The 24,861-nt window shown below is 62.4% G+C and carries 26 protein-coding genes and 1 tRNA gene; 15 read left to right on the forward strand and 12 right to left on the reverse strand.

Features of this window, described 5'->3' with window-relative positions:
- Positions 1-225 precede the first annotated feature (225 nt).
- Entirely contained in the window at positions 226-1,098 is an 873-nt protein-coding gene (locus AC13C2_RS10610) for a 1-acyl-sn-glycerol-3-phosphate acyltransferase (RefSeq protein ID WP_092761685.1), read from the forward strand.
- 76 nt (positions 1,099-1,174) lie between these two features.
- Here AC13C2_RS10610 and AC13C2_RS10615 read toward each other — a convergent pair.
- A tRNA-Leu gene (locus tag AC13C2_RS10615) sits at positions 1,175-1,261 on the reverse strand.
- 165 nt (positions 1,262-1,426) lie between these two features.
- Between AC13C2_RS10615 and lipB the strand changes: the two genes are divergently transcribed.
- On the forward strand, positions 1,427-2,092 hold the full coding sequence (gene lipB / locus AC13C2_RS10620) for a lipoyl(octanoyl) transferase LipB (RefSeq protein WP_482886788.1): 666 nt from the start codon (positions 1,427-1,429) through the stop codon (positions 2,090-2,092).
- A 20-nt stretch (positions 2,093-2,112) separates the two neighbouring features.
- Here lipB and AC13C2_RS10625 read toward each other — a convergent pair whose 3' ends face one another.
- Positions 2,113-2,412 carry a DUF1330 domain-containing protein gene (locus AC13C2_RS10625; protein ID WP_482886789.1) on the reverse strand — a complete coding sequence of 100 codons (300 nt, stop codon included), beginning with the start codon at positions 2,410-2,412 and terminating at the stop codon, positions 2,113-2,115.
- A gap of 185 nt (positions 2,413-2,597) precedes the next feature.
- On the opposite strand from AC13C2_RS10625, the gene AC13C2_RS10630 reads away from it, so the two are divergent.
- From AC13C2_RS10630 to AC13C2_RS10645, 4 genes are all read left to right on the forward strand, one after another.
- A complete protein-coding gene (locus AC13C2_RS10630) occupies positions 2,598-3,647 on the forward strand; it encodes a type III polyketide synthase (RefSeq protein WP_482886790.1) in 1,050 nt (349 codons plus the stop codon).
- Positions 3,644-4,138 (forward strand): isoprenylcysteine carboxyl methyltransferase family protein, encoded by a 495-nt coding sequence (locus AC13C2_RS10635; protein ID WP_092761693.1) that lies wholly within the window; start codon positions 3,644-3,646, stop codon positions 4,136-4,138. The genes AC13C2_RS10630 and AC13C2_RS10635 overlap by 4 nt, the downstream gene beginning before the upstream one ends.
- Before the next feature lie 158 nt (positions 4,139-4,296).
- Positions 4,297-5,970 (forward strand): cytochrome c oxidase subunit I, encoded by a 1,674-nt coding sequence (locus AC13C2_RS10640; protein WP_482886791.1) that lies wholly within the window; start codon positions 4,297-4,299, stop codon positions 5,968-5,970.
- Positions 5,970-6,479 carry a DUF2244 domain-containing protein gene (locus tag AC13C2_RS10645; protein WP_092761697.1) on the forward strand — a complete coding sequence of 170 codons (510 nt, stop codon included), beginning with the start codon at positions 5,970-5,972 and terminating at the stop codon, positions 6,477-6,479. Before AC13C2_RS10640 ends, AC13C2_RS10645 begins: the two co-directional genes overlap by 1 nt.
- On the opposite strand, the gene modC is transcribed toward AC13C2_RS10645, so the two are convergent.
- The 5 genes from modC to AC13C2_RS10670 are packed head-to-tail and all read right to left on the reverse strand — an operon-like array spanning position 6,476 to position 9,964.
- Positions 6,476-7,525, reverse strand: a complete 1,050-nt coding sequence (gene modC / locus AC13C2_RS10650; RefSeq protein ID WP_482886792.1) for a molybdenum ABC transporter ATP-binding protein — start codon at positions 7,523-7,525, stop codon at positions 6,476-6,478. The genes AC13C2_RS10645 and modC overlap by 4 nt on opposite strands.
- Positions 7,525-8,217, reverse strand: a complete 693-nt coding sequence (modB, locus tag AC13C2_RS10655) for a molybdate ABC transporter permease subunit (protein ID WP_092761699.1) — start codon at positions 8,215-8,217, stop codon at positions 7,525-7,527. The genes modC and modB overlap by 1 nt, the downstream gene beginning before the upstream one ends.
- Positions 8,214-8,963, reverse strand: coding sequence for a molybdate ABC transporter substrate-binding protein (modA, locus tag AC13C2_RS10660; RefSeq protein WP_482886793.1), 750 nt, complete (start codon positions 8,961-8,963; stop codon positions 8,214-8,216). The genes modB and modA overlap by 4 nt, the downstream gene beginning before the upstream one ends.
- Positions 8,941-9,567: an SDR family NAD(P)-dependent oxidoreductase gene (locus AC13C2_RS10665; protein ID WP_092761701.1), complete on the reverse strand. Its 627-nt coding sequence runs from the start codon at positions 9,565-9,567 to the stop codon at positions 8,941-8,943. Before AC13C2_RS10665 ends, modA begins: the two co-directional genes overlap by 23 nt.
- A gap of 1 nt (position 9,568) precedes the next feature.
- Positions 9,569-9,964, reverse strand: a complete 396-nt coding sequence (locus AC13C2_RS10670; RefSeq protein WP_092761703.1) for a DUF1178 family protein — start codon at positions 9,962-9,964, stop codon at positions 9,569-9,571.
- Between the two features lie 123 nt (positions 9,965-10,087).
- On the opposite strand from AC13C2_RS10670, the gene AC13C2_RS10675 reads away from it, so the two are divergent.
- The gene (locus tag AC13C2_RS10675; RefSeq protein WP_482886794.1) at positions 10,088-10,399 is read left to right on the forward strand and encodes a hypothetical protein; all 312 of its coding nucleotides are present in this window, start codon (positions 10,088-10,090) and stop codon (positions 10,397-10,399) included.
- A complete protein-coding gene (locus tag AC13C2_RS10680) occupies positions 10,396-11,526 on the forward strand; it encodes an acetoin utilization protein AcuC (RefSeq protein ID WP_474521847.1) in 1,131 nt (376 codons plus the stop codon). The genes AC13C2_RS10675 and AC13C2_RS10680 overlap by 4 nt, the downstream gene beginning before the upstream one ends.
- A gap of 88 nt (positions 11,527-11,614) precedes the next feature.
- On the opposite strand, the gene AC13C2_RS10685 is transcribed toward AC13C2_RS10680, so the two are convergent.
- Genes AC13C2_RS10685 through AC13C2_RS10700 form a run of 4 tightly spaced genes read right to left on the reverse strand, consistent with a single transcriptional unit; the run spans position 11,615 to position 15,988 of the window.
- On the reverse strand, positions 11,615-12,571 hold the full coding sequence (locus tag AC13C2_RS10685; RefSeq protein WP_482886795.1) for a 2-hydroxyacid dehydrogenase: 957 nt from the start codon (positions 12,569-12,571) through the stop codon (positions 11,615-11,617).
- Complete coding sequence (locus AC13C2_RS10690) at positions 12,564-13,412, reverse strand: fumarylacetoacetate hydrolase family protein (RefSeq protein WP_339640863.1); 849 nt, start codon at positions 13,410-13,412, stop codon at positions 12,564-12,566. Before AC13C2_RS10690 ends, AC13C2_RS10685 begins: the two co-directional genes overlap by 8 nt.
- A 36-nt stretch (positions 13,413-13,448) precedes the next feature.
- The gene (locus tag AC13C2_RS10695; protein ID WP_482886796.1) at positions 13,449-15,224 is read right to left on the reverse strand and encodes an IlvD/Edd family dehydratase; all 1,776 of its coding nucleotides are present in this window, start codon (positions 15,222-15,224) and stop codon (positions 13,449-13,451) included.
- 23 nt (positions 15,225-15,247) lie between these two features.
- Positions 15,248-15,988 carry an SDR family oxidoreductase gene (locus AC13C2_RS10700; RefSeq protein ID WP_482886797.1) on the reverse strand — a complete coding sequence of 247 codons (741 nt, stop codon included), beginning with the start codon at positions 15,986-15,988 and terminating at the stop codon, positions 15,248-15,250.
- Between the two features lie 65 nt (positions 15,989-16,053).
- Here AC13C2_RS10700 and AC13C2_RS10705 point away from each other — a divergent pair, with 65 nt between their 5' ends.
- Positions 16,054-16,920 (forward strand): NAD(P)-dependent oxidoreductase, encoded by an 867-nt coding sequence (locus AC13C2_RS10705; protein ID WP_092761717.1) that lies wholly within the window; start codon positions 16,054-16,056, stop codon positions 16,918-16,920.
- Between the two features lie 17 nt (positions 16,921-16,937).
- On the opposite strand, the gene AC13C2_RS10710 is transcribed toward AC13C2_RS10705, so the two are convergent.
- Complete coding sequence (locus tag AC13C2_RS10710; RefSeq protein WP_175495809.1) at positions 16,938-17,588, reverse strand: GntR family transcriptional regulator; 651 nt, start codon at positions 17,586-17,588, stop codon at positions 16,938-16,940.
- Positions 17,589-17,765: 177 nt separating this feature from the next.
- On the opposite strand from AC13C2_RS10710, the gene AC13C2_RS10715 reads away from it, so the two are divergent.
- The 6 genes from AC13C2_RS10715 to AC13C2_RS10740 all read left to right on the forward strand — a co-directional run bounded on the left by AC13C2_RS10715 (position 17,766) and on the right by AC13C2_RS10740 (position 24,857).
- Complete coding sequence (locus AC13C2_RS10715) at positions 17,766-18,791, forward strand: TRAP transporter substrate-binding protein (RefSeq protein WP_092761719.1); 1,026 nt, start codon at positions 17,766-17,768, stop codon at positions 18,789-18,791.
- 145 nt (positions 18,792-18,936) lie between these two features.
- On the forward strand, positions 18,937-19,785 hold the full coding sequence (locus AC13C2_RS10720) for a TRAP transporter small permease subunit (protein ID WP_245737546.1): 849 nt from the start codon (positions 18,937-18,939) through the stop codon (positions 19,783-19,785).
- A 57-nt stretch (positions 19,786-19,842) separates the two neighbouring features.
- Positions 19,843-21,471, forward strand: a complete 1,629-nt coding sequence (locus tag AC13C2_RS10725) for a TRAP transporter large permease (protein ID WP_092761721.1) — start codon at positions 19,843-19,845, stop codon at positions 21,469-21,471.
- Positions 21,472-21,550: 79 nt separating this feature from the next.
- On the forward strand, positions 21,551-23,053 hold the full coding sequence (locus AC13C2_RS10730; protein ID WP_092762019.1) for a UxaA family hydrolase: 1,503 nt from the start codon (positions 21,551-21,553) through the stop codon (positions 23,051-23,053).
- Entirely contained in the window at positions 23,050-24,039 is a 990-nt protein-coding gene (locus AC13C2_RS10735) for a Gfo/Idh/MocA family protein (protein WP_175495810.1), read from the forward strand. Before AC13C2_RS10730 ends, AC13C2_RS10735 begins: the two co-directional genes overlap by 4 nt.
- Positions 24,036-24,857 (forward strand): shikimate dehydrogenase family protein, encoded by an 822-nt coding sequence (locus tag AC13C2_RS10740; protein ID WP_092761725.1) that lies wholly within the window; start codon positions 24,036-24,038, stop codon positions 24,855-24,857. Before AC13C2_RS10735 ends, AC13C2_RS10740 begins: the two co-directional genes overlap by 4 nt.
- Positions 24,858-24,861 lie beyond the last annotated feature (4 nt).

The raw sequence follows: 24,861 nt of genomic DNA on the forward strand, positions 1-24,861 counted from the left end.
CTCATGAGGTCACGCAAGCCATCATTCGGGTGCAGAGCGGGCAGGCTTCTTATTTCACCGATATAATGATTAGCGTGCCGCAGGAGCGATGCGTGAAACCCCACGACAGCGGGTTTTTGCGTTCACCACCAATACGCAGTGGAATTGCTGGCCACGCAGGACTATTTGTCTCATAATCTGACAGGGCTATCATGGACCTGACACTTAGAATGCTGAGGAAGCGCCATGCGCGACCGTCTAGATCCAATGATTGCTGAACGGGCCCCATGGTTGTTCGAACCGGGTGTTTCCTCCCGAGCCGCGCGCGGCATCCTTGACCGTCTTCTGGCCTATGAACGCTCGGTCGAAATCGGCACACATTATATCGATTTGCCCGTCCCCGACATCATGGCGGACCTTGCCCGCCGCATCGCCCGTCGCGTCACAGCAACGGGCATTGAAAACGTCCCGACGACCGGTCCCGCCCTTGTCGTGACGAACCATCCCACCGGCATCGCCGACGGCATCATCCTGCACGATCAGCTGATGCAGCGGCGGTCCGATGCATTCTACTATGCCAACAGCGATATCCTTCGCGTCTTACCGCAGTTTTCGGACATCATCGTTCCCGTCGAATGGCGCGAGGACAAGCGCACTGTCAGCAAGACACGTGAAACGATGCAACTGACGCGTAAGGCGCTGGAAGCCGGGCGTCTGGGCGTTATCTTTCCCAGCGGACGACTGGCCAAGCGGCGCGGCCTTCGCCTGCACGAACGTCCGTGGATGGCCTCGGCCGCCATGATCGCGCGCAAGTTCGAATTGCCGGTCATTCCTCTGCACATCCGGGCGCGCAATTCGGCGATGTTCTATGCCTTCGATGCAATCCACCCGACATTGCGCGATATAACCTTGTTTCATGAAACGCTTAACAAGGACGTGCAGCCGTATCACCTGACGTTCGGACGGCCACTGGACGGTGCATTGCTGCCAAAGGATGCGAATGTCGGTATCGAAATTCTGCGCGAAGCGACGCTGCGCCTGGGGTCCGAGCGTCACGGCGAGATCAGTTTGACCGACACCCGCCCGGCATGGCGCGGCTGGGGCACACGGACGGCCTGACCTGCCCCGGTTCACGTGCGTTTCGAAATGCAAAAACGCCGACCCGATGAAGGGACGGCGTTTTGGCATTTCTGGCTGGTGCGGTCGGGGGGACTCGAACCCCCACGAGTGTTACCTCACAGCGACCTCAACGCTGCGCGTCTACCAATTCCGCCACGACCGCAAAGCCAGTTCAGCGTGGCGCGGGGATAGCCGCGCCGTACGGGAAAGGAAAGAGGGTTTGTCGGGCGATAGCGCGAAAAGCGCCGTGTCGCGAATGGCCTTTGGGTCGGACCCCAGACCGTGGGCGCGACTTGCGGCGCGGCGGTCTCCGACCTAGTCACCGATCATGCAACCCGACTGGATCACTTCGGACGCGCCCGTCCCTTATCCCGACGCCCTGACCGCGATGCAGGACCGGGTCGCGTCGATCCGCAACGGCACGGCGAACGAGGCGATCTGGTTGCTGGAACATCCAGCGCTGTACACGGCAGGAACCTCGGCCAGACCGGCGGACCTGACCGACCCGGCCCGGTTTCCCGTCTACGAGGCCCGGCGCGGCGGACAATATACCTACCACGGGCCGGGGCAGCGGGTCGTCTATACGATGCTGGACGTCGGGGCGCGGGGTCGCGACGTGCGCGCCTTCGTGCAGACGCTGGAAACCTGGGTCATCGCCGCACTGGCCGAATTCGGACTGACCGGGCATATCCGCGAAGGTCGGGTCGGCGTCTGGATCGAACGGCCCGATAAACCGCCCCTGCCCGACGGCACCCCGCGCGAAGACAAGATCGCCGCCATCGGCATCCGCCTGTCGAAATGGGTCAGCTTTCATGGCCTGTCGATCAACGTTGAGCCAAATCTGTCGCATTTCGATGGTATCGTGCCCTGTGGCATCACCGGGCATGGAATCACGTCGCTGGTCGACCTGGGGCTGCCGGTGACGATGGACGATCTGGACGCGGCTTTGAAGCGGACGTTCGGGCATGCTTTTCCGAATGTCAGCGACGCATAGGCGGCATCAAACCGGGTTCGTCAAACTGACGCATCCAGCCCTTCTACACAGACCAGTCGAGCAGAACTGCAGGCATCCCTGATTGTTTTGAGTCCTTGGTAGGTTGGTCCGTTATAGAACTCCTCCCACGCGGCGACGGATGGGAACTCGATCAAGACGATCCGTCGCGGTTCCCAATCGCCCTCATGCACCCTGTGCGGGCCGCCGCGCGCCAGATATTTCGCCCCTGCCTCGGCCAGGGCTGGCTTCACGCGCGTCATGAAGATCTGATACTCATCCGCATCGCGGATATCGACGTCGAAGATTACGTAAGCCGCCATAACGCTTGGCCTCCTGATATTCGGCAGATACGTCGTCCCACCGCTCAGGCGAATCTACAGGCTGTCGTGACGTCGCGTAAACGGTCGAATGCCGATTTTGTGTTCGATGAGCGTTTGACGCGACTCTGCGGCGATCCATGTTGTCGCGAACGGCGGTCTTGATCCGCTCTCGGGATAATTGGCCCATGACTGTTATGCTTCACGGGCTGGCGACCGTATTGCCGCCACACGACCTGCCACAAGATCTGGTTCAGGCGCGTGCCGAAAAGATCCTTGGTCCGCGGTATCCTCAATTCGCCCGTCTCCTGACGACCTTTTCGCAGTCCGGCATCGAACGGAGACGTTCTGTCGCACCGCTGGAATGGTTCGACGATGCCGCCCATGGGTGGGAAGAGCGCAACCGCATCTGGCACAATGGCTGTGCCGCGATGGTCCGCGATGCCGCTTCGGCCGCATTGGATGACGCGGGTTGGACCGCGAAAACGGTCGACGTGGTCGTGACCGTCACGTCAACAGGCATCGCCACACCGACGCTGGAGGCAGTGGTCTGGAGCGATATGGGATTCCGCCAGGATGTGATGCGAGTGCCGGTTTTCGGGCTGGGGTGTGCGGGCGGCGCCTCCGGTCTGTCGATCGCCGCACAGCTTGCCAAGGGGCGTCCCGGCGCGCGTGTCCTGCTGATCGTAGTCGAGGCCTGCACCCCATCGTTCCGCACGGATCGGCTGCAAAAGTCAGATATCATCGCCACCGTTCTGTTCGGTGACGGCGCTGCGGCGGCCTGTCTGTCGACCGATGGCGCGGCTGCCATCACGCTGGACGCGGGCGTTCAGCACATCTGGCCCGACACATTGGAGATCATGGGCTGGGACGTGGACGATTCCGGCCTTGGCGTGATCTTCGACAGGTCCATTCCCGCCTTTGCCATGGCGCATATGGCAGGGGCGGTCGACGCGGCCCTGACCGCCATGGGTCGGACGCGGGCCGAATTCGATGGCATGATCTGTCACCCCGGAGGAGCAAAGGTCATCACCGCGCTGGAAACCGCGCTGGACCTGCCCGACGGCACGCTCGACCTGGAGCGCGAAGTGCTCCGCGACCATGGCAACATGAGCGCGCCGACCGTCCTGTTCGTGCTGGATGCCGCCCGAAAAGCCGGGCGCACGGGCCGGTTCCTGATGATGGCGCTCGGCCCGGGCTTCACCGCGTCCTTCGTTCCGCTGGAGATTTCCGCATGATCGGCCCGGTCCTGTTCCTGACCTTCGTGATCGTGCAGCGATTGGTCGAACTGGCGATCGCGCGGCACAATACCGCCCGCTTGCTCGCACGCGGGGCAGTGGAACATGGCGCGGCGCACTATCCGGCCATCGTCGTCCTGCACATTGCGTGGATCGGGGCGATGGTCGTCTGGGGCTGGGATGAGCCGCTTCGCCTGCCCTGGTTAGCGGCCTTCGTCATCTTGCAAGTCCTGCGGGTCTGGGTTCTGGTCACGCTGGGCGAGCGATGGACCACCCGCATCATCGTCCTGAACGAACCGCTGGAGTCACGCGGGCCGTTCCGCATAATCCCCCATCCGAATTATGCGGTCGTCATTGCAGAAATCGCCGTGACGCCCATGGTTCTGGGACTGACCTGGGTTGCGCTCCTTTTCACGGCCCTGAACGCCGCATTGCTGTTCGGCGTTCGCATTCCTGCGGAAAACCGGGCTCTGGCGCAGTACCGAACCTGAGACAGGACCGATAAAACAACCCCTGCGGCAATTTTCCCGCCCTCCGCGACCTCTTGTGCCGTTGCCCCAGCGGGATACGAGGGCTAGAACGCCCTGTATCACGGAAGGGTGTCCGCATCCCGCCGCAGAATCGATTTTCACGTCACGGGAGCGACCGCATGGCCGACGCCGCACAGACCGGACACGACACGCACGAGAAGCCGGGCTTCTTCACGCGCTGGTTCATGTCTACAAATCACAAGGATATCGGGATCCTTTACCTGTTCGTTTCCGGACTTGCGGGTTTCATCTCGGTGTCGTTCACCATCTACATGCGGCTCGAACTTATGGAGCCGGGTGTTCAGTTCATGTGCATCGAAGGGGCGCGGCTGTTTGCGAACGCCGCGGAAACCTGCACGCCGAACGGTCACCTGTGGAACGTGCTGATTACCGGCCACGGCATCCTTATGATGTTCTTCGTGGTGATCCCGGCCCTGTTCGGCGGTTTCGGCAATTATTTCATGCCCCTGCACATCGGTGCGCCGGACATGGCCTTTCCGCGCCTCAACAACCTGTCTTTCTGGCTGTTCGTGGCAGGCACTTCGCTGGCCATCCTGTCGGTGCTGGTGCCCGGTGGCAACGGTCAGAACGGGTCCGGCATCGGGTGGGTGCTGTATCCGCCGCTGTCCACGACCGAAGCGGGCATGTCGACCGATATCGCCATCTTCGCCGTCCACGTATCGGGCGCGTCGTCCATTCTGGGCGCGATCAACATCATCACGACCTTTCTGAACATGCGCGCACCGGGCATGACGCTGCACAAGGTGCCGCTGTTCGCGTGGTCGATCTTCGTGACGGCCTGGCTGATCCTGCTGGCACTGCCGGTTCTGGCCGGAGCGATCACCATGTTGCTGACGGACCGGAACTTCGGAACGACGTTCTTCGATCCGGCAGGAGGCGGTGACCCGGTGCTCTATCAGAACATCCTGTGGTTCTTCGGTCACCCCGAGGTCTACATCGTGATTCTGCCCGCATTCGGCATCGTGTCTCATGTCATCAGCACCTTTTCAAAAAAACCGATCTTCGGTTACCTGCCCATGGTCTATGCGATGGTCGCAATCGGCGGTCTGGGCTTCGTCGTCTGGGCGCACCACATGTACACGGTCGGCATGTCGCTGACACAGCAGTCCTACTTCATGGTCGCGACGATGATCATCGCGGTTCCGACGGGGGTGAAGATCTTCTCCTGGATCGCGACGATGTGGGGCGGCTCGGTCAGCTTCGAGACCCCGATGCTGTTCGCGGTCGGGTTTATCTTCCTCTTCACCGTCGGCGGCGTGACCGGCATCGTGCTAAGCCAGGCCGGGATCGACCGGGTCTATCACGATACCTATTACGTGGTCGCGCACTTCCACTATGTGATGTCTCTGGGTGCGGTATTCGGCATCTTTGCGGGCATATATTACTGGATCGGCAAGATGTCCGGTCGCCAATATCCCGAATGGGCCGGAAAGCTGCACTTCTGGACCTTCTTCATCGGCGCGAACCTGACGTTCTTCCCGCAGCACTTCCTGGGCCGCCAGGGCATGCCACGCCGCTACATCGACTATCCGGATGCCTTCGCGCTCTGGAACTATGTGTCGAGCTGGGGTGCCTTCCTGTCCTTCGCCTCGTTCCTGTTCTTCATCGGTGTGGTGTTCTACACCATCCTCGCGGGTCGCAAGGTCACCGAACCGGCCTATTGGGGCGAGCATGCGGACACGCTGGAATGGACCCTGTCAAACCCGCCGCCGGCGCACACGTTCGAACAGCTTCCCACGCGCGACATGTGGGACAAGCAACCGGGACACTGATGCCCTACGAGGTCACCGTAGACCGACAGCAGGCCCCGGCATCGTCCGGGGCCTTGTTGTATGAAGTGCGGCTCTGGCCGCATCAGTCACTAACCGGGACCGGCTTTGTCTGGATCATGGGCGGCACCTCCGTCATGGCGATGTTGCCGCTGGTCGCGCTTCTGGGAACAGTCGCCCTCTGGGGTATCCTGCCCTTTGCGATGTTATCGGTCGTCGCTCTGTGGTGGTCGCTAAATCGCAGCTGGAAAGACCGCGATATTCTGGAAGTGTTTTCCGTGACGGCAGATACCGCTACCCTGACCCGGACAGACCCCGATGGTTCCACCCGCGACTGGCTGGCGAATTCGCATTGGGCGCGCGTGAAATGGCACGCGAAAGTGGGCCGGGTCGAGGATTACCTGACACTGGAAGGCGGTCCGCGCGCGGTCGAGATCGGATCGTTCCTGACACCGGGCGAAAGACGCGCGTTGCTGCCGGGCCTCGAAGCCGCGTTGCATCGCGCGCGCTAACTTCCGCCCCCCACGTCCGATCGCGCCACGCCGCTGGTCTTGAGGACGGCCCAGACCTTCTGCCCCACGCCCAACCCCAGCCTGTCGAACGACCGTCGGGTCAGCCTTGCCAGCAATACCCCATCTCCGGCCTGTAACCGCAGCATGACGCCCGGCCCCTGCCCGGCCTGCACTGCTTCGATCACGGCAGGCAGGGTATTGAGCGCGGACAAGCCCTGCGGCTTCTGGGTAGCGACGATAACGTCTTCGGCCCGGATGCGGATGCGCACGCGGCCCCCGGTCACGCCCGCGACGTGCAAGACGCCCGCCGGGGTCCGGATTGCGGCCAAGCCATCGGCGACCTCGATCACATCACCCTCCAGCACCGCGCCCGCCTGGCTCGGTCCCATCAGCGCGGCAGCCTCGGGGTCGGAGAGGATTTCGGTCAACGGCCCGGCCCGCACCACGCGCCCCTCCCGCAGCAGAACCAGGGTGTCCGCCAATCGCGCGACCTCCTCGATGGCGTGCGAAATATAGAGGATCGGCACGCCAGCCCCCCTCAACCGCTCCAGCCATGGAAGGATCGTCTCGCGCCGCCGGGCATCCAGCGCCGCCAACGGCTCGTCCATGATCAACAGTTTCGGCTGCCGCAGCAGGGCGCGTCCGATAGCGACCCGCGCCGCTTCGCCGCCAGACAGAGCGCCGGGGCGCCGATCCATCAGATCGGCAATCCCCAGCATATTTGCCACATCGGTGGGGTCCGTCCCGCGCCCCGCGCCATACATCAGGTTGCCCCGGACGCTCAGATGCGGGAACAACCGGGCCTCCTGAAATACATATCCGATGTCGCGCCGATGCGGCGGCAGGTCCGTATCGCCATCGAACACGACCCGCTCGTCCACTGCGATCCGCCCGGTATCCGGTCGCGTCAAACCGGCGACGCAACGTGCCAGCGTGGTCTTGCCCGCACCCGACGGACCGAAGACCGCCGTGACGCCGGATGCGGTCTGCAAATCGACGTCCAGCGTGAACGCCCCGACCCGGTGCTGAACCGACACGTCCAACATCAGCGACCCGCCACGCGGGCAGCGATGCGCGGCGCCAGCCAGTTCGAAACCAGGACTGCTCCCACTGCGACCACAACCGCAATCGCCACCAGTCCGCGCAGGCCCGCTCCGCCATCCGGCACTTGCAAAAAGGCATAGATCGCCGAGGGCAAGGTCCGCGTCTCGCCGGGGATGGAGGCGACGAAGGTGATCGTCGCGCCGAATTCGCCGAAGGCCTTGGCGAAGCCCAGCGTCGCCCCCGCCAAAACGCCCGGTGCGGCCAGCGGCAACGTGACCGTCCGCCAGACCCGCCAGGGCGATGCACCAAGTGTTGCCGCCGCCTCCTCCAGTTTGGGATCGACCGCTTCGAACGCCAGCCGGATCGCGCGTACGATCAAGGGGAATCCCATAATCGCCGCTGCCAGCGCAGCCCCCGTCCAGCGGAAGGCAAGGCCGAGGCCTAACGGCTCCAGCACCGCGCCCAGAGGCCCGGAGCGCGAGAACAGCAAAAGCAGGGCGTATCCGGTTACGACCGGCGGCAGCACCAGTGGCAGGTGGACAAGGGCATCCAGCAAACCCCGACCGCGAAATCGGCCCCGCGCCAGAATGTGCGCCACCCAGATCGCCACGGGCAGCGACAGGACGGTCGCCACGATGGATACCTTCAGAGACAGGCGCAGCGCCTCCCATGCCTCGGGCGGCAGCTCAATCATTCGGTCGGTGCGGCGGTGAAGCCGTAAGCCGCGAGGATGTCACCGGAGGCGCGGAGATGCGACAGGAACTCCGCCGCCTCGGGCCGGGCCGTCACGCAGGCGGCCAGATAGAGGATCGGCGCATGGCTGTCCGCAGGAAAGGTTGCCGCGACCTCTACTCCGGTGCCGACAGCATCGGACTTGTAGACCACACCCAAAGGCACATCGCCGCGCGCAACATAGGCCAGCGCGGCGCGCACATCGGTGGTCAGCAGCAGACGATCCGAGAGACCGGTCCACAGGCCCAGCGTCTCCAGCGCCTGTTGGGCATAGCGCCCTGCGGGCACCGACATCGGATCGCCCATTGCCAGCCGTCCTGGCCCGAGCGCCGCCGATATGCCCCTTCCAGAAAGCATGACGCGACCGAGACCGGCAGGTCCCACCAGAACAAGCCGGTTGCCCGCCACCGGGACAGGATCGCCGACCAGCACATTCTGTCCGGCCAGCCAGTTCATCCAGTCCGTCGCCGCAAGCAACACGACATCGGCTGGCGCGCCGGCAGCGACCTGACGTGCAAGGGTGCCGCTTCCCGCATATGATAGCGTCACGTCCCACCCCGCAGCGATTTCATCCAGAGCGGGCTTGAGACTGGCGGCTGCGAAGACGGACACCTGTGCATTGGCCAACACCGGCCCTGTAAAAGCCAGCGCCGCACCCGAGGCCAGAGCGGCCCGTCTGGTGATATCAGACAGGATGAGGCGTCCCATCATAGGTTTCGAATGCACCGGTCTGTGCAAGGGTCAACGCCTCGAATCGATCCCATAATCCATTGGCCGAGGTCTCGACCGAGATCGCAGCCGAGTTGCCACCCATATCGGTTCGGACCCAACCCGGATGATAGATACCGACCGCGATGCCCCGCTCCCGCAGGGCGTCCGCCAGACCGAGTCCCAGATTGATCGCCGCCGCCTTGGACGCGCGATAGGCGAAACTGTTGCCGCTGGCCTGTGACGAAGACCCCATCTGCGATGAGATAATGGCAATCCGGCCCCCTTCGGACAGATTTTCAAGCTGCGCCTGCACGGTCAGGAACACGCCGGTCGCATTGGTCGCGAAACTGTCGTTCAGCGCCTCGGCGGTCAGGGTCTCCAGCGTCGCGCCTCGATCGAGGAAGACGCCTGCATTGCAGACAAGCAGGTCAATCGCGCCGATTTCTGCCGCGACACGGGCCTGCGCACTCGTATCAGTTACGTCAAGGGTCGGCGCATCGCCCGAACGGGTCGTACCGATCACTTCGTGCCCGCGCGCGCGGCCCTCGTCGACCAATGCAGCGCCTATGCCGCGCGACGTGCCGGTAATCAGGGCACGCATGTCAGTTCGCCTTCGATTTCGGCAAAAACGGCAACGGCGCGATGGGCACGCCATCTTCCAGCAGCGACTTCACTTCTGCCGCATTCGCTTCGCCGTAGATCGCCTTGTCGCCTTGTGTGCCATGGATCGCCCGCGCTTCTTCGGCGAAGCGACCGCCGACATAGGTGGCTTCGGATTCAACCTTGCGACGCAGGGCCGCGATTTTCTTCTCGATGTCAGACGCGGGTACGGCAAGGCTTCCGACCTTGGGCGCCATGAGCGCCTTTTCCACGCGATCACTACCGCATGCGGCACAGGTCACCAGCCCCTTGGCCGCCAAAGCGTCGAAGGCGTCGGCGGACTGGAACCAGCTGTCGAAGGCATGGCCATCCGTGCATTTCAGCGAATAGCGGATCATAGGATCCCCGATGTCGTTACCCCTTTCAATCTAGGAGGTTTTGCGTCTCGCGCAAGCCGTAGCCCCTTGATTGCAGGCGCGGTCCGGCTAGCCTCGGGGGATGTACCATGACAACGCCCCCCCATGCTGACCCATACCGACATCGGGTTCGTGTTCGGCGCGCGCGAAGGCGGAACCATCGGCCTCGACACCCAGAAGGATTGCATGGTTTTGATGGTGCGCACCACATCGCTGTGCGGGTTCACCGATCAATACGCGGATCGGCGGATCTTGCAGAAGATATATGGCGAAAGGCCTGACTGGAACTTCAACAAGATGCGGCTGAATCCATCGGGCGGGATTGACGCTGCCGGGCGGGTGGGCACCCGATCGATGTCGCCGCAGATGACGCGCGCCATCGAAGCCATCCTACCGAAAAAGAGCCCAATCCCGTGACACCGCTTCTGCTCGGGTCGGACATCTATCGCGGGTCGAGTTATGGCACGTGGCACCCTCTGCGCGTCCCCCGCGTTTCGACGGTGCTGGACCTGACGCGCGCAATGGGATGGCTGCCTGCATCGCAATTCCGAACCTCGCCCCGCGCCAAACCCGCCGCCCTGTCCGTCTGGCATACGCCTGCTTATCTTGCTGCCTTGCAACATGCCGAGGTCTCCGGCGCAGTGGACGAAGATGCCCGCGCGCGACATGGCCTCGGCACAGTTTCGAACCCGGTCTTCCCCGAGATGTTTCGCCGTCCCGCAACCGGAGCGGGCGCATCTTTGCTGGCCGGAGAACTGCTGCGCGACGGCGGCCGCATCCATAACCCCGGCGGTGGGACGCACCATGGGATGCCGGATCGGGCGAACGGATTCTGCTATCTGAATGATGCCGTGCTGGGCATCCTGTCGCTGAAACGCGCGGGTGCTGTCCGCGTGGCCTATGTCGATATCGACGCGCATCACATGGATGGGGTCGAATACGCCTTCGCCGATGACCCCGATACGCTGCTGATTTCGACGCACGAGGAAAAACGCTGGCCGTTTACCGGGCTGATCGGGGATGCGGGCGTCGGCCAGACCTTCAACCTGCCCCTGCCGCGCGGTCTGAACGACAGCGAGATGGCGCTGGCCCGAGATCGCCTGATGCTGCCGGCAGTCGAACATTTCGCGCCCGACGCCATCGTCTTGCAATGCGGGGCCGATGCGGTCGACGAAGATCCGCTGTCCCGGCTTGCCCTGTCAAACAACGCGCATTGGGATCTGCTGGCGGCACTGATGCAACTGGCCCCGCGATTCCTGCTGCTGGGGGGCGGAGGGTATAATCCCTGGTCGGTCGGGCGGCTCTGGTCGGGGAACTGGGCGGTGCTGTCGGGTCAGGACATTCCGGACCGCCTGCCCCCCGAAGCCGAAGCCGTGCTGCGGGACCTGCGTTTTGACGGTAATTCGCGCGGGCGCAACCCGCCGGAGCACTGGTTTACCACCCTGCGCGATGCGCCGCATATCGGCCCGGTGCGGACCGAAGTGTCGGACCGGGTGACCTATCTGGCGGGGCGGATCGTTGACATGCCGGGCCTTAGCGTCTGAGGGCGGAGCGAGGGACTTCCCTTCGCGCCCCCGGAGTATTTACAGAGCAAAGAAAGAGCGGCCCTGCATGAAGCCGCCCAGATCTTCGTCAAAGGTGACGGCACTCCGGCACCGGGGTCTTGACCGTGCCGTCCTTGAGCCATTGCGTCAGATTTCCCACTGCAAGATCGCCCATCGCCTGCCGCGTCTCGTGCGTGCCGGACGCGACATGAGGGGTCAGCACGACGTTGTCCATCGACTTGAGCGCATCGGGAATCTTCGGCTCCTCCTCGAACACGTCTAGGCCCGCGCCTGCGATCACGCCATCCTGCAAGGCCTTCACCAAGGCCCGCTCATCCACGACGGACCCGCGCGCGACGTTGAAGAACAGACCGTCGGAGCCAAGCGCCTGTAATACTTCAGCATTGACCATATGCTGCGTCGACGGGCCGCCGGGTGTGATGGCGACCAGAACCTCGACCGCTTCGGCGCAGGATTTCGCCGTATCATGGTACGTGTAGGCCACGTCCTTTTTCGACCGGGAATGATAGTGGATCTCGGCCCCGAAGGCTTCGCACCGGTCGGCGATGGTTTGGCCGATGCGACCCAGTCCGAGAATACCCACACGCCGGTTCTGCACGGTGCGGGTCAATGGATAATTCCCCTCCGTCTCCCATTTGCCCGAACGCGCATGACGATCCGACGGGATCAGCGACCGCGAGACCGCCAGCCAGAGCATGACGAAAGTATCCGCTACCTCGTCGTTCAAAACGTCGGGTGTGTGCGCGACCTTCACGCCACGGCGCGCATAGGCGTCGGCGTCGATGGCATCATAGCCCACGCCATAGCTGCTGACGACCTTGAGGTTCGGGGTCGCAGCGGCGACGTCGTCGGGCACCCCCCAGTGCCCGTTGGTCAGAATCGCCGGGTATTCAGCGCCGTTTTTCGCCAGGAATACTGCGCGGTCGTCCTGATCGAACAGCACATCAATGTCGAAATGCTCCGACAGGGCATCGCGCATCCGGTCGGTAATGTCCCCGATCTGGAGGAGGCGCGTCTTAGTCATCGATCTTTACCTCCTGACGCTGCGATCCCAGCTTGTCGATCGAAAGCTCCATCACATCGCCGACTTTCAGATAGACCGGGTTCGGCTTGATCCCCATTCCGACGCCCGGAGGGGTGCCTGTGGTGATGACGTCGCCCGGATGCAGGGTCATCAGCCCGCTCAGATGGCTGATACATTGCGCGACCGTGAAGATCATGGTGTTTGTGTTGCCGGTCTGCATCCGCTTGCCATTCACTTCACAGGACATGGCCAGATTCTGCGGGTCGCCCACCTCGTCGCGTGTGACCAGCCATGGGCCGATCGGCCCGAAGGTGTCGCAGGATTTACCCTTGGTCCACTGCCCGGACAGCTGCGTCTGGAAATGCCGTTCGGACACGTCGTTGACGATGCAATAGCCCGCAACGTGGTTCAGCGCGTCATCTTCGCTGACGTATTTGGCGGTCGTGCCAATCACCACACCCAGCTCCACCTCCCAGTCGGAACGGGTCGACCCACGCGGCATGACGACATCGTCGTTCGCGCCAATGATCGAGCTGGTGGCCTTGTGGAACACAATCGGATGTTCGGGAATTGCCGCGCCGGTTTCGGCGGCATGATCGGAAAAGTTGAGGCCGATGCAGAGGAACTTGCCCACGTTGGCGACACAGGGGCCGTATCGGACCGGGCCTTCGACCAGCGGCAGTTGCATCGCATCGACCTTGGACAGGATGTCGAGCGACATGTCCGACAGGGCTTCGTTCCCGATATCGGCGACTTCGTTCGACAGATCGCGCAGATCGCCATTGTGGTCGATCAGACCGGGCTTTTCGGCACCCGGTTCTCCAAAGCGGCAGAGTTTCATGTTGTATCTCCTAGAAAAGTATTAATATTTTATGACTCAGTGGTTGTCGCGAGCGACACCCTTTTGCGCCGTTCCACGATAGGCATCTGCTCCGCGCAGGGTCATGCCTTCGGACAGCGGGCCGACGCGGTCGCGGAATATCTCCTGCCACGGCGTCTCGCTGTCGGGTGTGAAGGGATGCGGCGGCAAGGCGGTACGACGTTCGGCCAGCGTTTCCTCGTCCACCAGCATGTCTGCGGTGCCTTTTCCAAGATCGATGCGCAGGCGATCACCCGTCGCGACCAGAGCAAGGCCTCCGCCGACTGCCGCTTCGGGACTGGCGTTCAGAATCGAGGGACTTCCCGACGTGCCGGATTGCCGGCCGTCCCCGATGCAGGGCAGCGTATGAATGTCGCGTTTCAGCAGATACGAAGGGGGACGCATGTTCACGACCTCGGCCGCTCCGGGGTAACCGATAGGCCCAACTCCACGCATGATGAGGATGCAGTCTTCATCTATTTCAAGGGCTTCGTCGTCAATCTTCAAGTGATAGTCTTCAGGTCCGTCGAATACGATGGCCCGACCCTCGAAGGCCTCCGGATCATCGGGATTGGACAAGTAGCGTTTACGGAACTCCGGAGAAATGACCGAGGTTTTCATGATTGCACTGTCGAACAGATTGCCCTTCAGATTGAGAAACCCTGCATCCTTCAGCATCGGCGCGTCGATAGGCAGAATCACGTCCGGCAGTTCAGAGGTATGCCCTCCGCAATTATCCTGCATCGTCTTGCCGTTCGCGGTAAGCGCATCCGGATAGGGCAACATTCCTGCGGCCAGAAGCTGTCCGATCACGGCTGGGACGCCGCCTGCATGATAGTAATCCTCGCCAAGATATTTCCCGGCAGGCTGGAGATTTACCAGCAGGGGAACCTTGTGCCCGATGTCTTGCCAGTCGTCGTTGTCCAGCGGCACACCAAGATGTCGCGCGATGGCATTCAGATGGATCGGCGCATTGGTCGACCCACCGATGGCGGAGTTGACGACGACAGCGTTTTCAAAGGCTTCGCGCGTCATGATGTCTGACGGTTTCAGATCGTCATGGACCATCTGCACGATGCGCTGGCCAGTTTCATAGCTGATTTGGCCCCGCTGACGATAGGGCGCTGGAATCGCCGCGGCTCCGGGCAGCTGCATTCCAAGGGCTTCGGCCAGCGAATTCATCGTCGTGGCGGTGCCCATCGTGTTGCAGTACCCGACGGACGGCGTTGACGAAGCGACAATCTCCATGAACCCGGCGTCGTCGATCTCGCCCGCGGCATGCATCTCCCGCGCCTTCCAGACAATGGTGCCGGACCCTGTGCGAGCGCCCTTGAACCAGCCGTTCAGCATGGGGCCGACGGACAGGGCGATGGCGGGAATGTTGACCGTCGCGGCCGCCATCAGAAGCGCGGGCGTCGTCTTGTCGCAGCCGATCATCAGGACCACGCCGTCGAGGGGGTAGCCGTTCAGCGTCTCGGACAGCGACAGATAGGCGAGGTTGCGGTCCAGCGACGCGGTAGGGCGTTTGCCGGTTTCCTGAATGGGATGGACCGGCACCTCCAGCGGCACCCCCCCGGCAGAGATGATGCCGTCGCGGACCCGTTTGGCCAGTTCGATATGGTGGCGATTGCAGGGGCTGAGATCACTGCCGGTCTGGGCGATGGCGATGATCGGTTTGTTGCCCTGCAACTCTTCCCGCGTCAGACCGTAGTTGAGATAGCGCTCAAGATAGAGGGCGGTCATCTCGCGGTTGTCGGGGTTGTTGAACCACAGGCGTGAGCGAAGTTTCGACATGAAGGTCGCCTCGTAAGATATTGTTATTGTCCGGACCAGCCGCCGTCGATGACATGCGGATGGCCCGTCGTGAACCCGGATTCGTCGGACGCCAGATAAGTTACAAGCGAAGCGATTTCCCTGGCGGTCGCGACACGCCCCATCGGCTGGCGAGAGACGAATTGTTCCAGCGCCGTGTCATAGCTGCCCAGTTCTTCGCCCAAGGCTTTCACCCGGTCGTGCCAGGATGGCGATTCCACGGTGCCGGGGCAGATCGCGTTACAGCGGATGCCCTGCTTGATGTAATCGACCGCGACCGATTTCGTCAGGCCGATCACGGCGGCCTTTGTGGTGCCGTAGATGAAGCGGTTCGGCGCGCCGATGACCGATGAACAGGCCGATGACATGTTGACGATCGACCCGCCGCCCCGTTCGATCATGCCCGGCAAGGCGGCCCGTATGGTGCGGAACATGCTGCGGACGTTCAGATCGAAGCCAAAGTCCCAGTCCGCGTCTGTCGCGTCGAGGGCATTGCCGTGATGCACGAAGCCCGCGCAGTTGAACAATACGTCCGGTTTCGCTGTCGCGACCCCAGCCTGGACACTTGAATCATTGCGGGCGTCGATCATCAGGGTTTCGCAATCGAGGCCTGCCAGAAGATCGGTATTCACGTCCGAGGCGAAGACCTCTGCCCCTTCCGCAATGAACATCTCGGCGGTGGCGCGGCCAATGCCTTGTCCGGCCGCGGTGATCAGGGCGCGTTTGCCCTTGAGACGGTCCGTCATGTGAATCTCCTGATTGTAAATTGGGCTAGTGAGTTTCTAGTGTAAGCGCAAACAGGGGACCTGATATGACCAAGCTCACCCTTCTGGGAACCGGCCTGATGGGCGGCCCGATGGCCCGTAACCTCTTGGCGAAAAAGCACGATCTTACGGTTTGGAACCGATCCGCCGACAAGGCTGCGCCGCTGGCCGGTCTGGGTGCAACGGTGGCCGAAACGCCCGAAGACGCGGTTGCGGGCGCCGGTATCGTAATCTCGATGCTGTCCGACGGACCGGCCTCGAACGCCGTGCAGCAGGCTGTCTGGGACAGCTTTGCCATAGGCACGACCTGGGTCGAAATGGCGTCGATCAGACCCGAGGAAGCCCGCGCCCACGCCGCGCGGTTTGCAGGCATTGGAATGGGATACATCGACGCGCCGGTGTCCGGCGGCACCAAGGGGGCGCAGGGCGCGACCCTGGCAATCATGGCAGGCGGCGACGCCGATACTTTCGCGAAAATCCAGCCGGTCCTGTCCGCAATGGGCCGCCCGGTGCATGTCGGGCCGGTGGGTGCGGGACAACTGGCGAAACTGGCCAACCAGGCCATTGTCGCCTGCACTATCGGTGCCGTGGCCGAGGCGATGCTTCTGCTGGAACAGGGGGGCGCCGACCCCGCCGCCGTGCGCGACGCGCTGAAGGGCGGGTTCGCAGACAGTGTGATCCTGCAGCAGCATGGTGCACGAATGACAAATCGCGATTTCGTTCCGGGCGGGCTGACCAAGTTCCAGATCAAGGATCTGGACAACGTGCTGAGCGAGGCTGATTCGCTCAACCTGACGCTGCCCACGGTGAGCGCCGTCAACGACCGGTTCAAGCACTTGCGCGACGCGATGGACGGCGGCGAAATGGATCATTCCGCCCTGTATCTGGAACTGAGGGCGCGCAACGGACTCTGATTGAGTGGAATGGTGCATCATCCAAAGTGCCGCCGTTGATGATGGCGAATTGCGGCACGCAGGGCATCTTCGTCGCGCGACAGTGCGGCGTCGAGAATCGCCTGGTGTTCAGCGACGATGTGATGAAGGAATTCGGGCGAATAAGCCTCTTCCAGCCCGGTGATCTGCTGGCGGAACTGTTTGTAGATTGACGCGAACGTCTCGATCAGTACAGGCATTTCACACGCCGAGATCAGCGTTTCATGGAACGTCAGTTCGGCATCCGACCACAGGCCCAGAAGCGATCCCATCTTGCCCTGCCGCTCGATCTCACGCTCGATATGGCTCAGGGAATGATGCGCGGCTGTCAGGCGCGCTTCCCATGCAAGTCCCCCCTGGCGCATTGACCCGACCGCCCCCTCCTGTTCCAGCAGGATGCGAAAACGGGCGATATCGCTGCGCCGCGCAGCCGAAATCCGGCGCGCACGAAAGCCGCGCTGCATCTCGAAATCGACCAGCCCGACCTTGGACAGCTGCAACAGCACGTCGCGCACGGTATTGGCTGAACAGCCATACTCATGCTGCAGCGCCGATGGCATCAGCTTGGCCCCTGACGCAAAGCCCGCCGTCATCAGACGACGCTCCAGATCGGCATAGATATCGGGCGTTCCGGTTCGTTCGGCAGGCATTCGTGTCCCTCCCGAACTCGATTGCATGGAATTTTGATATTCCAGAAAATAATGCAATGTCCATATATTTTCATTTTCCTTGTTGCGCCACGCAAAATCCCCGCTAGGCTTTGGCGGCGCCCCGAGGGAGGCCCGCTGCGGGCACGGGGATAGCCATCGAAAACCGGGAGGATAAAAATGAAAACGTTCACGCTGGCCGCGCTCGCTGCTGCCACCACTGCTCTGACAGGTACCGCCGCACTGGCCGACGCCCATGCCACCACGACGCTTCGTATCCAGACGCACTATGCACCAGAGACCGAATCGGGACGCCTTGCAGCAGCGTTCGTCGACAACGTTCAGACCATGTCCAACGGCGAAATCGCGATCGAGATGTTTTATTCGGCATCCGTGGTGAAGCCGACGGAAACTTTCGACGCCGCCGCGTCCGGCATCCTTGACTGCGACATGACGGGCGGAGCCTATCAGACCGGCAAGAACCCTGCGTTCCAGTTCGTTGGCGACATCATGGGGGGCTATGCGACCCCGTACCAGCAGCTGTCCTGGCTGTATTACGGGGGGGGGCTTGAAGCTGCGCAGAAGCTTTACAATGCCTATGACATGCAGCTGGTCGGCTGGTGGATCTACGGTCAGGAGAGCTTTGCCTCGACCAAGCCGATCGCCCAGATCAGCGACTTGCAGAACTGGAAGTTCCGCTCGCCTCCGGGGATGGAAACCAAGATTTTCGAAAAGCTTGGTGCGACACCGATTGTGATGGATTTCACCGAGATCTTCACCGCGCTGGAAACCGGCATCATCGACGGGGCCGACGCATCCGGTTTGGCCAACAATGTCGGTCTGGGTCTGTATGATATCGCCAAATTCGCAAACTACCCCGGCTTCCACTCGATGCCGTCGGATCACCTGGCGTGCAACAAGTCGGTCTGGGACGGCATGCCCGAAGCCCATCAGCGGATCATGTCCGTGTCGATGGAAAGCCTTGCGCTTCGGACGGCCCTGACGTTCGAGAAGAAAAACGCCGAGGCCGCAGCGCAACTGCGCGAAGAAGGTGTCACCCTGTCGGAATGGTCTGCGGCGGACCTGCAGGAATTCCGCAACGCCGCGCAGTCCACCTGGCCCGAGTTCGCAACGACGCCGGAAGCCGAGGCGCTGGTGGAATCGCACCTGGCGTATCTGAAGCAGCTGGGCCTCGTGCAGGAGTGATCCGCACCTGACCCGACCCGGATGCGGCCCGCTTGCAGGGCCGCATCCCACCCTTGACCATGCACCATTCCCGAAAGAACGGTGCAATCCCTTTTCGACAGCCCAAGGCCCGCGCCCGGCGCGCCGTGCCCGAGGACCGACTCTCATGGCCACACCACGCAACATCACACCGATCGAAACCAGCGCGGACGCCGGAAGCGTGATCTACAAGCCCCGCGCCATCGAGGTGTTCGTGCCGCTGTTGTTTGTAGGCAGCATGGCCTGGACGATCTGGAATTTCCCCGGCTTCATTATACTCCTGCGTGAACCCGGTCCTGAAGTGGACCGTTTGGCACGCGAGTGGTCCGTGCTTGGGCCGATAGACTGGGGCATGGCACTGGCCGTGATCGTGTTGTTCGTCATCGGCGTCATGACGGTGCGCCGCGCTCCGATGGAATGGCAGGACTGGGGCCTGTTCGACCGAATTTCCTGTTTCCTGGGCCGCGCAACGATGGCGCTGATCGCGATCCTGGTCTGTGTGATGCTATTCGAGGTTCTGGCGCGATACGTGTTCGAGAAACCGACGCTCTGGGCCAACGAAGTGTCGCTCTGGCTGGCGGGATTCACGTTCCTGCTGTCGGGCCTCTACGCGATGCAGCAGCGCAGCCATATCCGCATCTACATCCTGTATGACCTGTTCCCGCGCTGGTTGCAGCGGGTCTGTGACGTTATCTCGACTGTGCTGATCGTAACCTTCGCATTCTTTCTGTTCTACGGCGCATACGGCGAAGCCACGCAGAAATTCCTGCGGTGGGAGCTCTATGGCACGGCCTTCAATCCACCGATCCCGGCGACGATCAAGCCGATGATCATCGTGGTGGTCATTCTGGTCGCGGCTCAGGCCATCGCCAATCTGTTCCGGGACTGGAACATGGTGCCGGTGATCCATACCGCCGCCGATGACATCGACGAAGACGAGCTGGAGCGGTTGCGCCGCGCGGTTTCCGACGACTGACGCCCACAGGGGGCTGGTAAATACGGCACCCGAAAACGGGGCCACAAGGGGGAAGACATGGACGTCGGAACGATTTCTCTGGTTCTGTTGATCGGCCTGATGCTGTTGCTGGCTATAGGGATGCCACTGGGCCTCGCGTCGGCGGTGCTTGCGGTTTTGGTGCTTGTCATGAAGTTCGAGCCTGCGCTGCTGACCGCGCCGTGGGACTTCGGCGAAGGCCTGCTGACGGGCCGGTTCGGATCGGGGCCGTTGAACATTCTCAGTCAGAAGATCTTCGGATTGCTGACGGATTACGTGCTTATCTCGATCCCGCTGTTCATTTTCATGGCCTCGCTGCTGGAACGCTCCGGCATCGCCAAGTCGATGTATTCCTCGCTCAATGTCTGGCTGTCGCGCACACGCGGCGGCATTGCCATCGTCACGTCGATCATGGCGGTTATCATGGCGGCGATGTCGGGCATCATCGGCGGAGAAGTCGTGTTGCTGGGCCTGATCGCGCTGCCGCAGATGTTGCGGCTGGGCTATGACCAGAACCTTGCCATCGGTACGATCTGCGCGTCCGGCAGCCTGGGCACGATGATCCCGCCGTCGATCGTGCTGATCATTTTCGGCCTGATCACGGAAACGTCCATCAAGGCGCTGTTCACCGCGGCCTTCCTGCCCGGTTTCATGCTGGCGTCGTTCATTATCATCTACATCATCATCCGCACGCAGATGAACCCGGCGCTGGCCCCCCTGCCCGCCGATGACCCGAACGATCCGAGAGGCGCCGAAAAAGCCAAGCTCTTCGGCGCATTCCTTGCCATTCTGGCGGCCGGGTTCTCGACCGCGTTGTTCTTGCGGGCGCTGTTCTTCACCGTTACCGGCCAGAATGCGGTCATCGCAAACGTCGATCCGATCACCATGGGACAGCCGCAACACGTCTGGATCACGGCCATCGCGGTCGCCATATCGCTGGCGCTGATCTTCTTCGTTTTCAAGACCCACCGGGCCAAGCGAGGCTGGGCGATGGGCAAGGGACTGGTCGCGCCCATCGTGGTCATCGGCGTGGTGCTGGGGTCGATCTACGGTGGCATTTCGGGCATTACCGAGGCGGCGGCAATGGGCGTCATCGCGGTGTTCCTGATCTCGCTGTTCCGGGGTGAGGCCTCGGTCGAGCTGGTCTGGGACAGCCTGATGCGCACCCTGAAATCGACGGGCACGATCATCTGGGTCACCATCGGCGCGGCAACGCTGGCCGGTGCATACACCATCGCGGGCGGCCCGACCTATGTGGCTAACCTGATCGTGTCCGCAGACCTGCCGACAATGGGCATCTTGCTGGTAATGATGCTGATCCTTTTGTTCATGGGCGCTTTCATGGATTGGGTCGGCATCGTCCTGCTGATCATTCCGGTGTTCCTGCCCATCGTTCAGCGTCTGCCGATCGAAGAGATCGGCCTGTTCGGCACGCTGCAGCCGAAATATCTGTCGGTCTGGTTCGGTGTATTGTTTACCATGAACATGCAGGTCAGTTTCCTGTCGCCACCGTTCGGTCCCGCCGCGTTCTATCTGAAATCGGTCGCGCCTCCGCACATCAGCCTGACCGACATCTTCAAGGGCTTCCTGCCGTTCATCTGCATTCAGCTTGCGGCGCTGTCGGTCCTTTTGATCTATCCTCCGATCGTCGAGATCCTGTTGGAGTGATCGCCCGACTTCGACCCTATCAGGGTCGACAGGTCTTCCATCTGGTCGCATGGCGCGGCCCAGCCTTTTCGTGAGTCCCATGCATACTACCATCCGCCTGCACACCAGCGACACCGTCGTCACCGCAACCCGCGCGCTGGAGGTCGGCGCCCCGGTCGAGGAGACAGTGACCGCAGACCTGATCCCGTCGGGTCACAAGATTGCCACCGCCGCGATGGACGTCGGCGAGCCGATTCGCAAATATGGCCAGATTATCGGTTATGCCAGCCAAGCCATCGCACCGGGCGATCACGTCCATACCCATAACTGCGCCTTCGCCGCGACCGATCACGCCTATGAATTCGGGACTGACCTGCAACCGGTCGCGCCTGCCACCGGCGATACATTCATGGGCTATCGACGCGAAAATGGTGGCATTGGCACCCGGAATTACATTGCCATCGTCACCTCGGTGAATTGCTCGGCCACGGCGGCACGGCGGATCGCCGATTCTTTCGGGCCGGAGGAACTGGCCGACTATCCGAACGTCGACGGTGTCTGCGCCTTCGTCCACGGCACAGGCTGCGGCATGGCGTCAGACGGCGACGGGTTCGAAGCGTTGCAGCGCGTAATGTGGGGATACGCCAAGCATCCGAACCATGCGGGCGTCGTAATGGTGGGCCTGGGGTGCGAGATGAACCAGATCGACTGGCTGTTGGAAGCCTGGGGGCTGAAGCACACACCGACATTCCAGACGATGAACATTCAGAATGTCGCGGGCCTGCGTCGGACGGTCGAACTTGGGGTCGCAAAGGTGCGTGCGATGCTGCCCATCGCGAACCAGGCGCGGCGCACGCCCTGCCCTGCGTCCGAATTGAAGGTGGCACTGCAATGCGGCGGATCGGACGCATGGTCGGGGATCACGGCGAACCCCGCCTTGGGACATGCCTGTGACTTGCTGGTGGCGCAGGGCGGCACTGGCGTGCTGGCCGAGACGCCGGAAATCTATGGTGCCGAACACCTTCTGACCCGCCGGGCCGTGACACGGGCGGTGGGTGACCGGCTGGTCGGCCTGATCGACTGGTGGGAAGATTATACCGCCCGCAACAAGGGTTCGATGGACAACAACCCCAGCCCCGGCAACAAGAAGGGCGGCTTGACGACAATTCTCGAAAAATCACTGGGCGCGGCGGCCAAGGGCGGGACGACGCCGCTGACGGGTGTCTACAAATATGCGGAGCAGGTAACGGCCAAGGGGTTCACCTTCATGGACAGCCCTGGATACGACCCTGCGTCGGTCACCGGCCAGATCGCGGGTGGATGCCAGTTGGTATGCTTTACCACCGGACGCGGATCGGCCTTCGGGTCGAAACCAGCGCCGACGATCAAGGTGGCGACGAACCAGTCGCTGTTCGACCGGATGCCCGAGGACATGGACATCAACGCGGGCGACATTCTGGACGGGCGGTCGTCGGTCGAAGCCAAGGGGCGCGAGATCTATGAGATGTTCCTGCGCGTGGCCAGCGGAGAGGCCAGCAAATCCGAGACGCAGGGTTTGGGCGATTATGAATTCGTGCCATGGCAGATCGGGGCGGTGATGTGACCCGACTTCTGCTGGCCGGAACGGGGCTGATAGGCGCACGGCATCTGGCGCATATCGAAGCGCATCCCGATCTGATATTAGCAGGCATCATCGACCCTGACGTGGCACGGCGGGCGCATGCCACTGCCCCCGGTTTCGCAAACATCGACGCCGTAGATGTCGCCGCCGACGGCATCGTCATTGCGACCCCGACCTGCAGCCATGCGCCACTGACGATCGCTGCCGTCAAACGAGGCTGGCACGTACTGGTCGAAAAGCCGGTGGCGGACACGCTTGGAAACGCCGACGCCATGATCGCGGCGGCCGATGCCGCAGGTGTCAAGATACTGGTCGGGCATCACCGGCGGCACCATCCTCGCGTTGCCAAGCTGCACGAGATCATCACGTCAGGCAGGCTGGGCCATCCGGTCGCGGCGAACATGATGTGGCTGATGCGCAAGCCGGACGAATACTTCGACGCAGACTGGCGCGCAGGAATCGACGGTGCGCCGATCAAGCAGAACCTGATCCACGACGTCGACATCTTGCGGTGGCTCTTCGGTGAGGTCACGGATGTCTTGGGACTTGCATCAAATGCGATCCGGGGTGCCAAGCGGCCCGAATCCGGTGGCGCGGTCTTGCGGTTCAACAGCGGCGTGATCGCGACATTGACCTATTCCGACACTACGCCGACGCCCTGGGGCTTCGAGGCCGGAACCGGCGAAAACCCCCACATTCCCTGTACCGCTCAAGACAGTTTGCGGATCGCCTGCACCGGCGGTGGAGTGGAGTTCCCCTCCCTACGCGTCTGGTCCGGGTCCACGCATTGGAATGAGAAGCCGCGCCCGTCCGAAACCCCGGTGGACGAAGGCGTTCCCCTGATCCGTCAGTTGGAGCATTTCGCAAAGGTGATCGCCGGTCGGGTCAAACCTTTGGTCGATGCCGCCTCGGCCCGTGCCACCCTGGATGTCATCTTGCGGATCGAACGGACAGCGAGCGTGACATGACCCTGCTCTGTGGCCTGATCGGTGAGAATATCGGCAACTCGCGTCTGTCTAAAGCCCTGGACATCATGGCTGCGGACGTCGGGATCGAGGTCGCCTTCACCTCGATAGACACCCTGGAGATCGAGGGTTTCGATTTCGATGACCAGATCGATCTGTTGCGTTCGGATGGCTGGACCGGCGTAACCGTGACCCACCCGTGGAAAACCCATGCCGCGACGTGGGCGGACGGCGCGATGGTGCCCGGCACTGCGCACCTCGGCGCGGCAAACACGCTGATTTTCGACCCGGTGACAGGGCACAATACCGATTATACCGGCTTTCTGTCAGCCTTTCCCAATGTCCTGAACCGTTCCCCCGGAAGCGTTGCAGTCGCCGGGGCGGGCGGCGTCGCGCGGGCCGTGGTTCCGGCGCTGATCGCTTTGGGCGCGGGGCCGGTGCATATCTGGGACCTGGACGCCGACATGGCCCACGAACTGGCGGCGCGCACCGGGGCCATTGCTGTCGACATCGCGGACTCTACGGATGCCATTCGCGATGCAGACGGACTGGCGAATTGCACGCCCTTGGGCATGGCCCCCTATGGCGGCACGGCCTTCGATCCGTTACTTCTGGGCCACCAGAAATGGGCATTTGACGCAGTCTATACCCCGACCGACACACCGTTCGCATTGGCGGCGAAATCGGCCGGGCTGGATGTTCTGACCGGGTTCGACCTGTTCCGCTTCATGGCCATGCAGAGCTTCGAAGCCTATACCGGGATCACGCCCGACCCGGTCATGACCCTGCCGAAACTGGCCGCGCTGAGACCACGGGAGTGATGCG

It is taken from the genome of Jannaschia sp. L-14R (assembly GCF_056857695.1).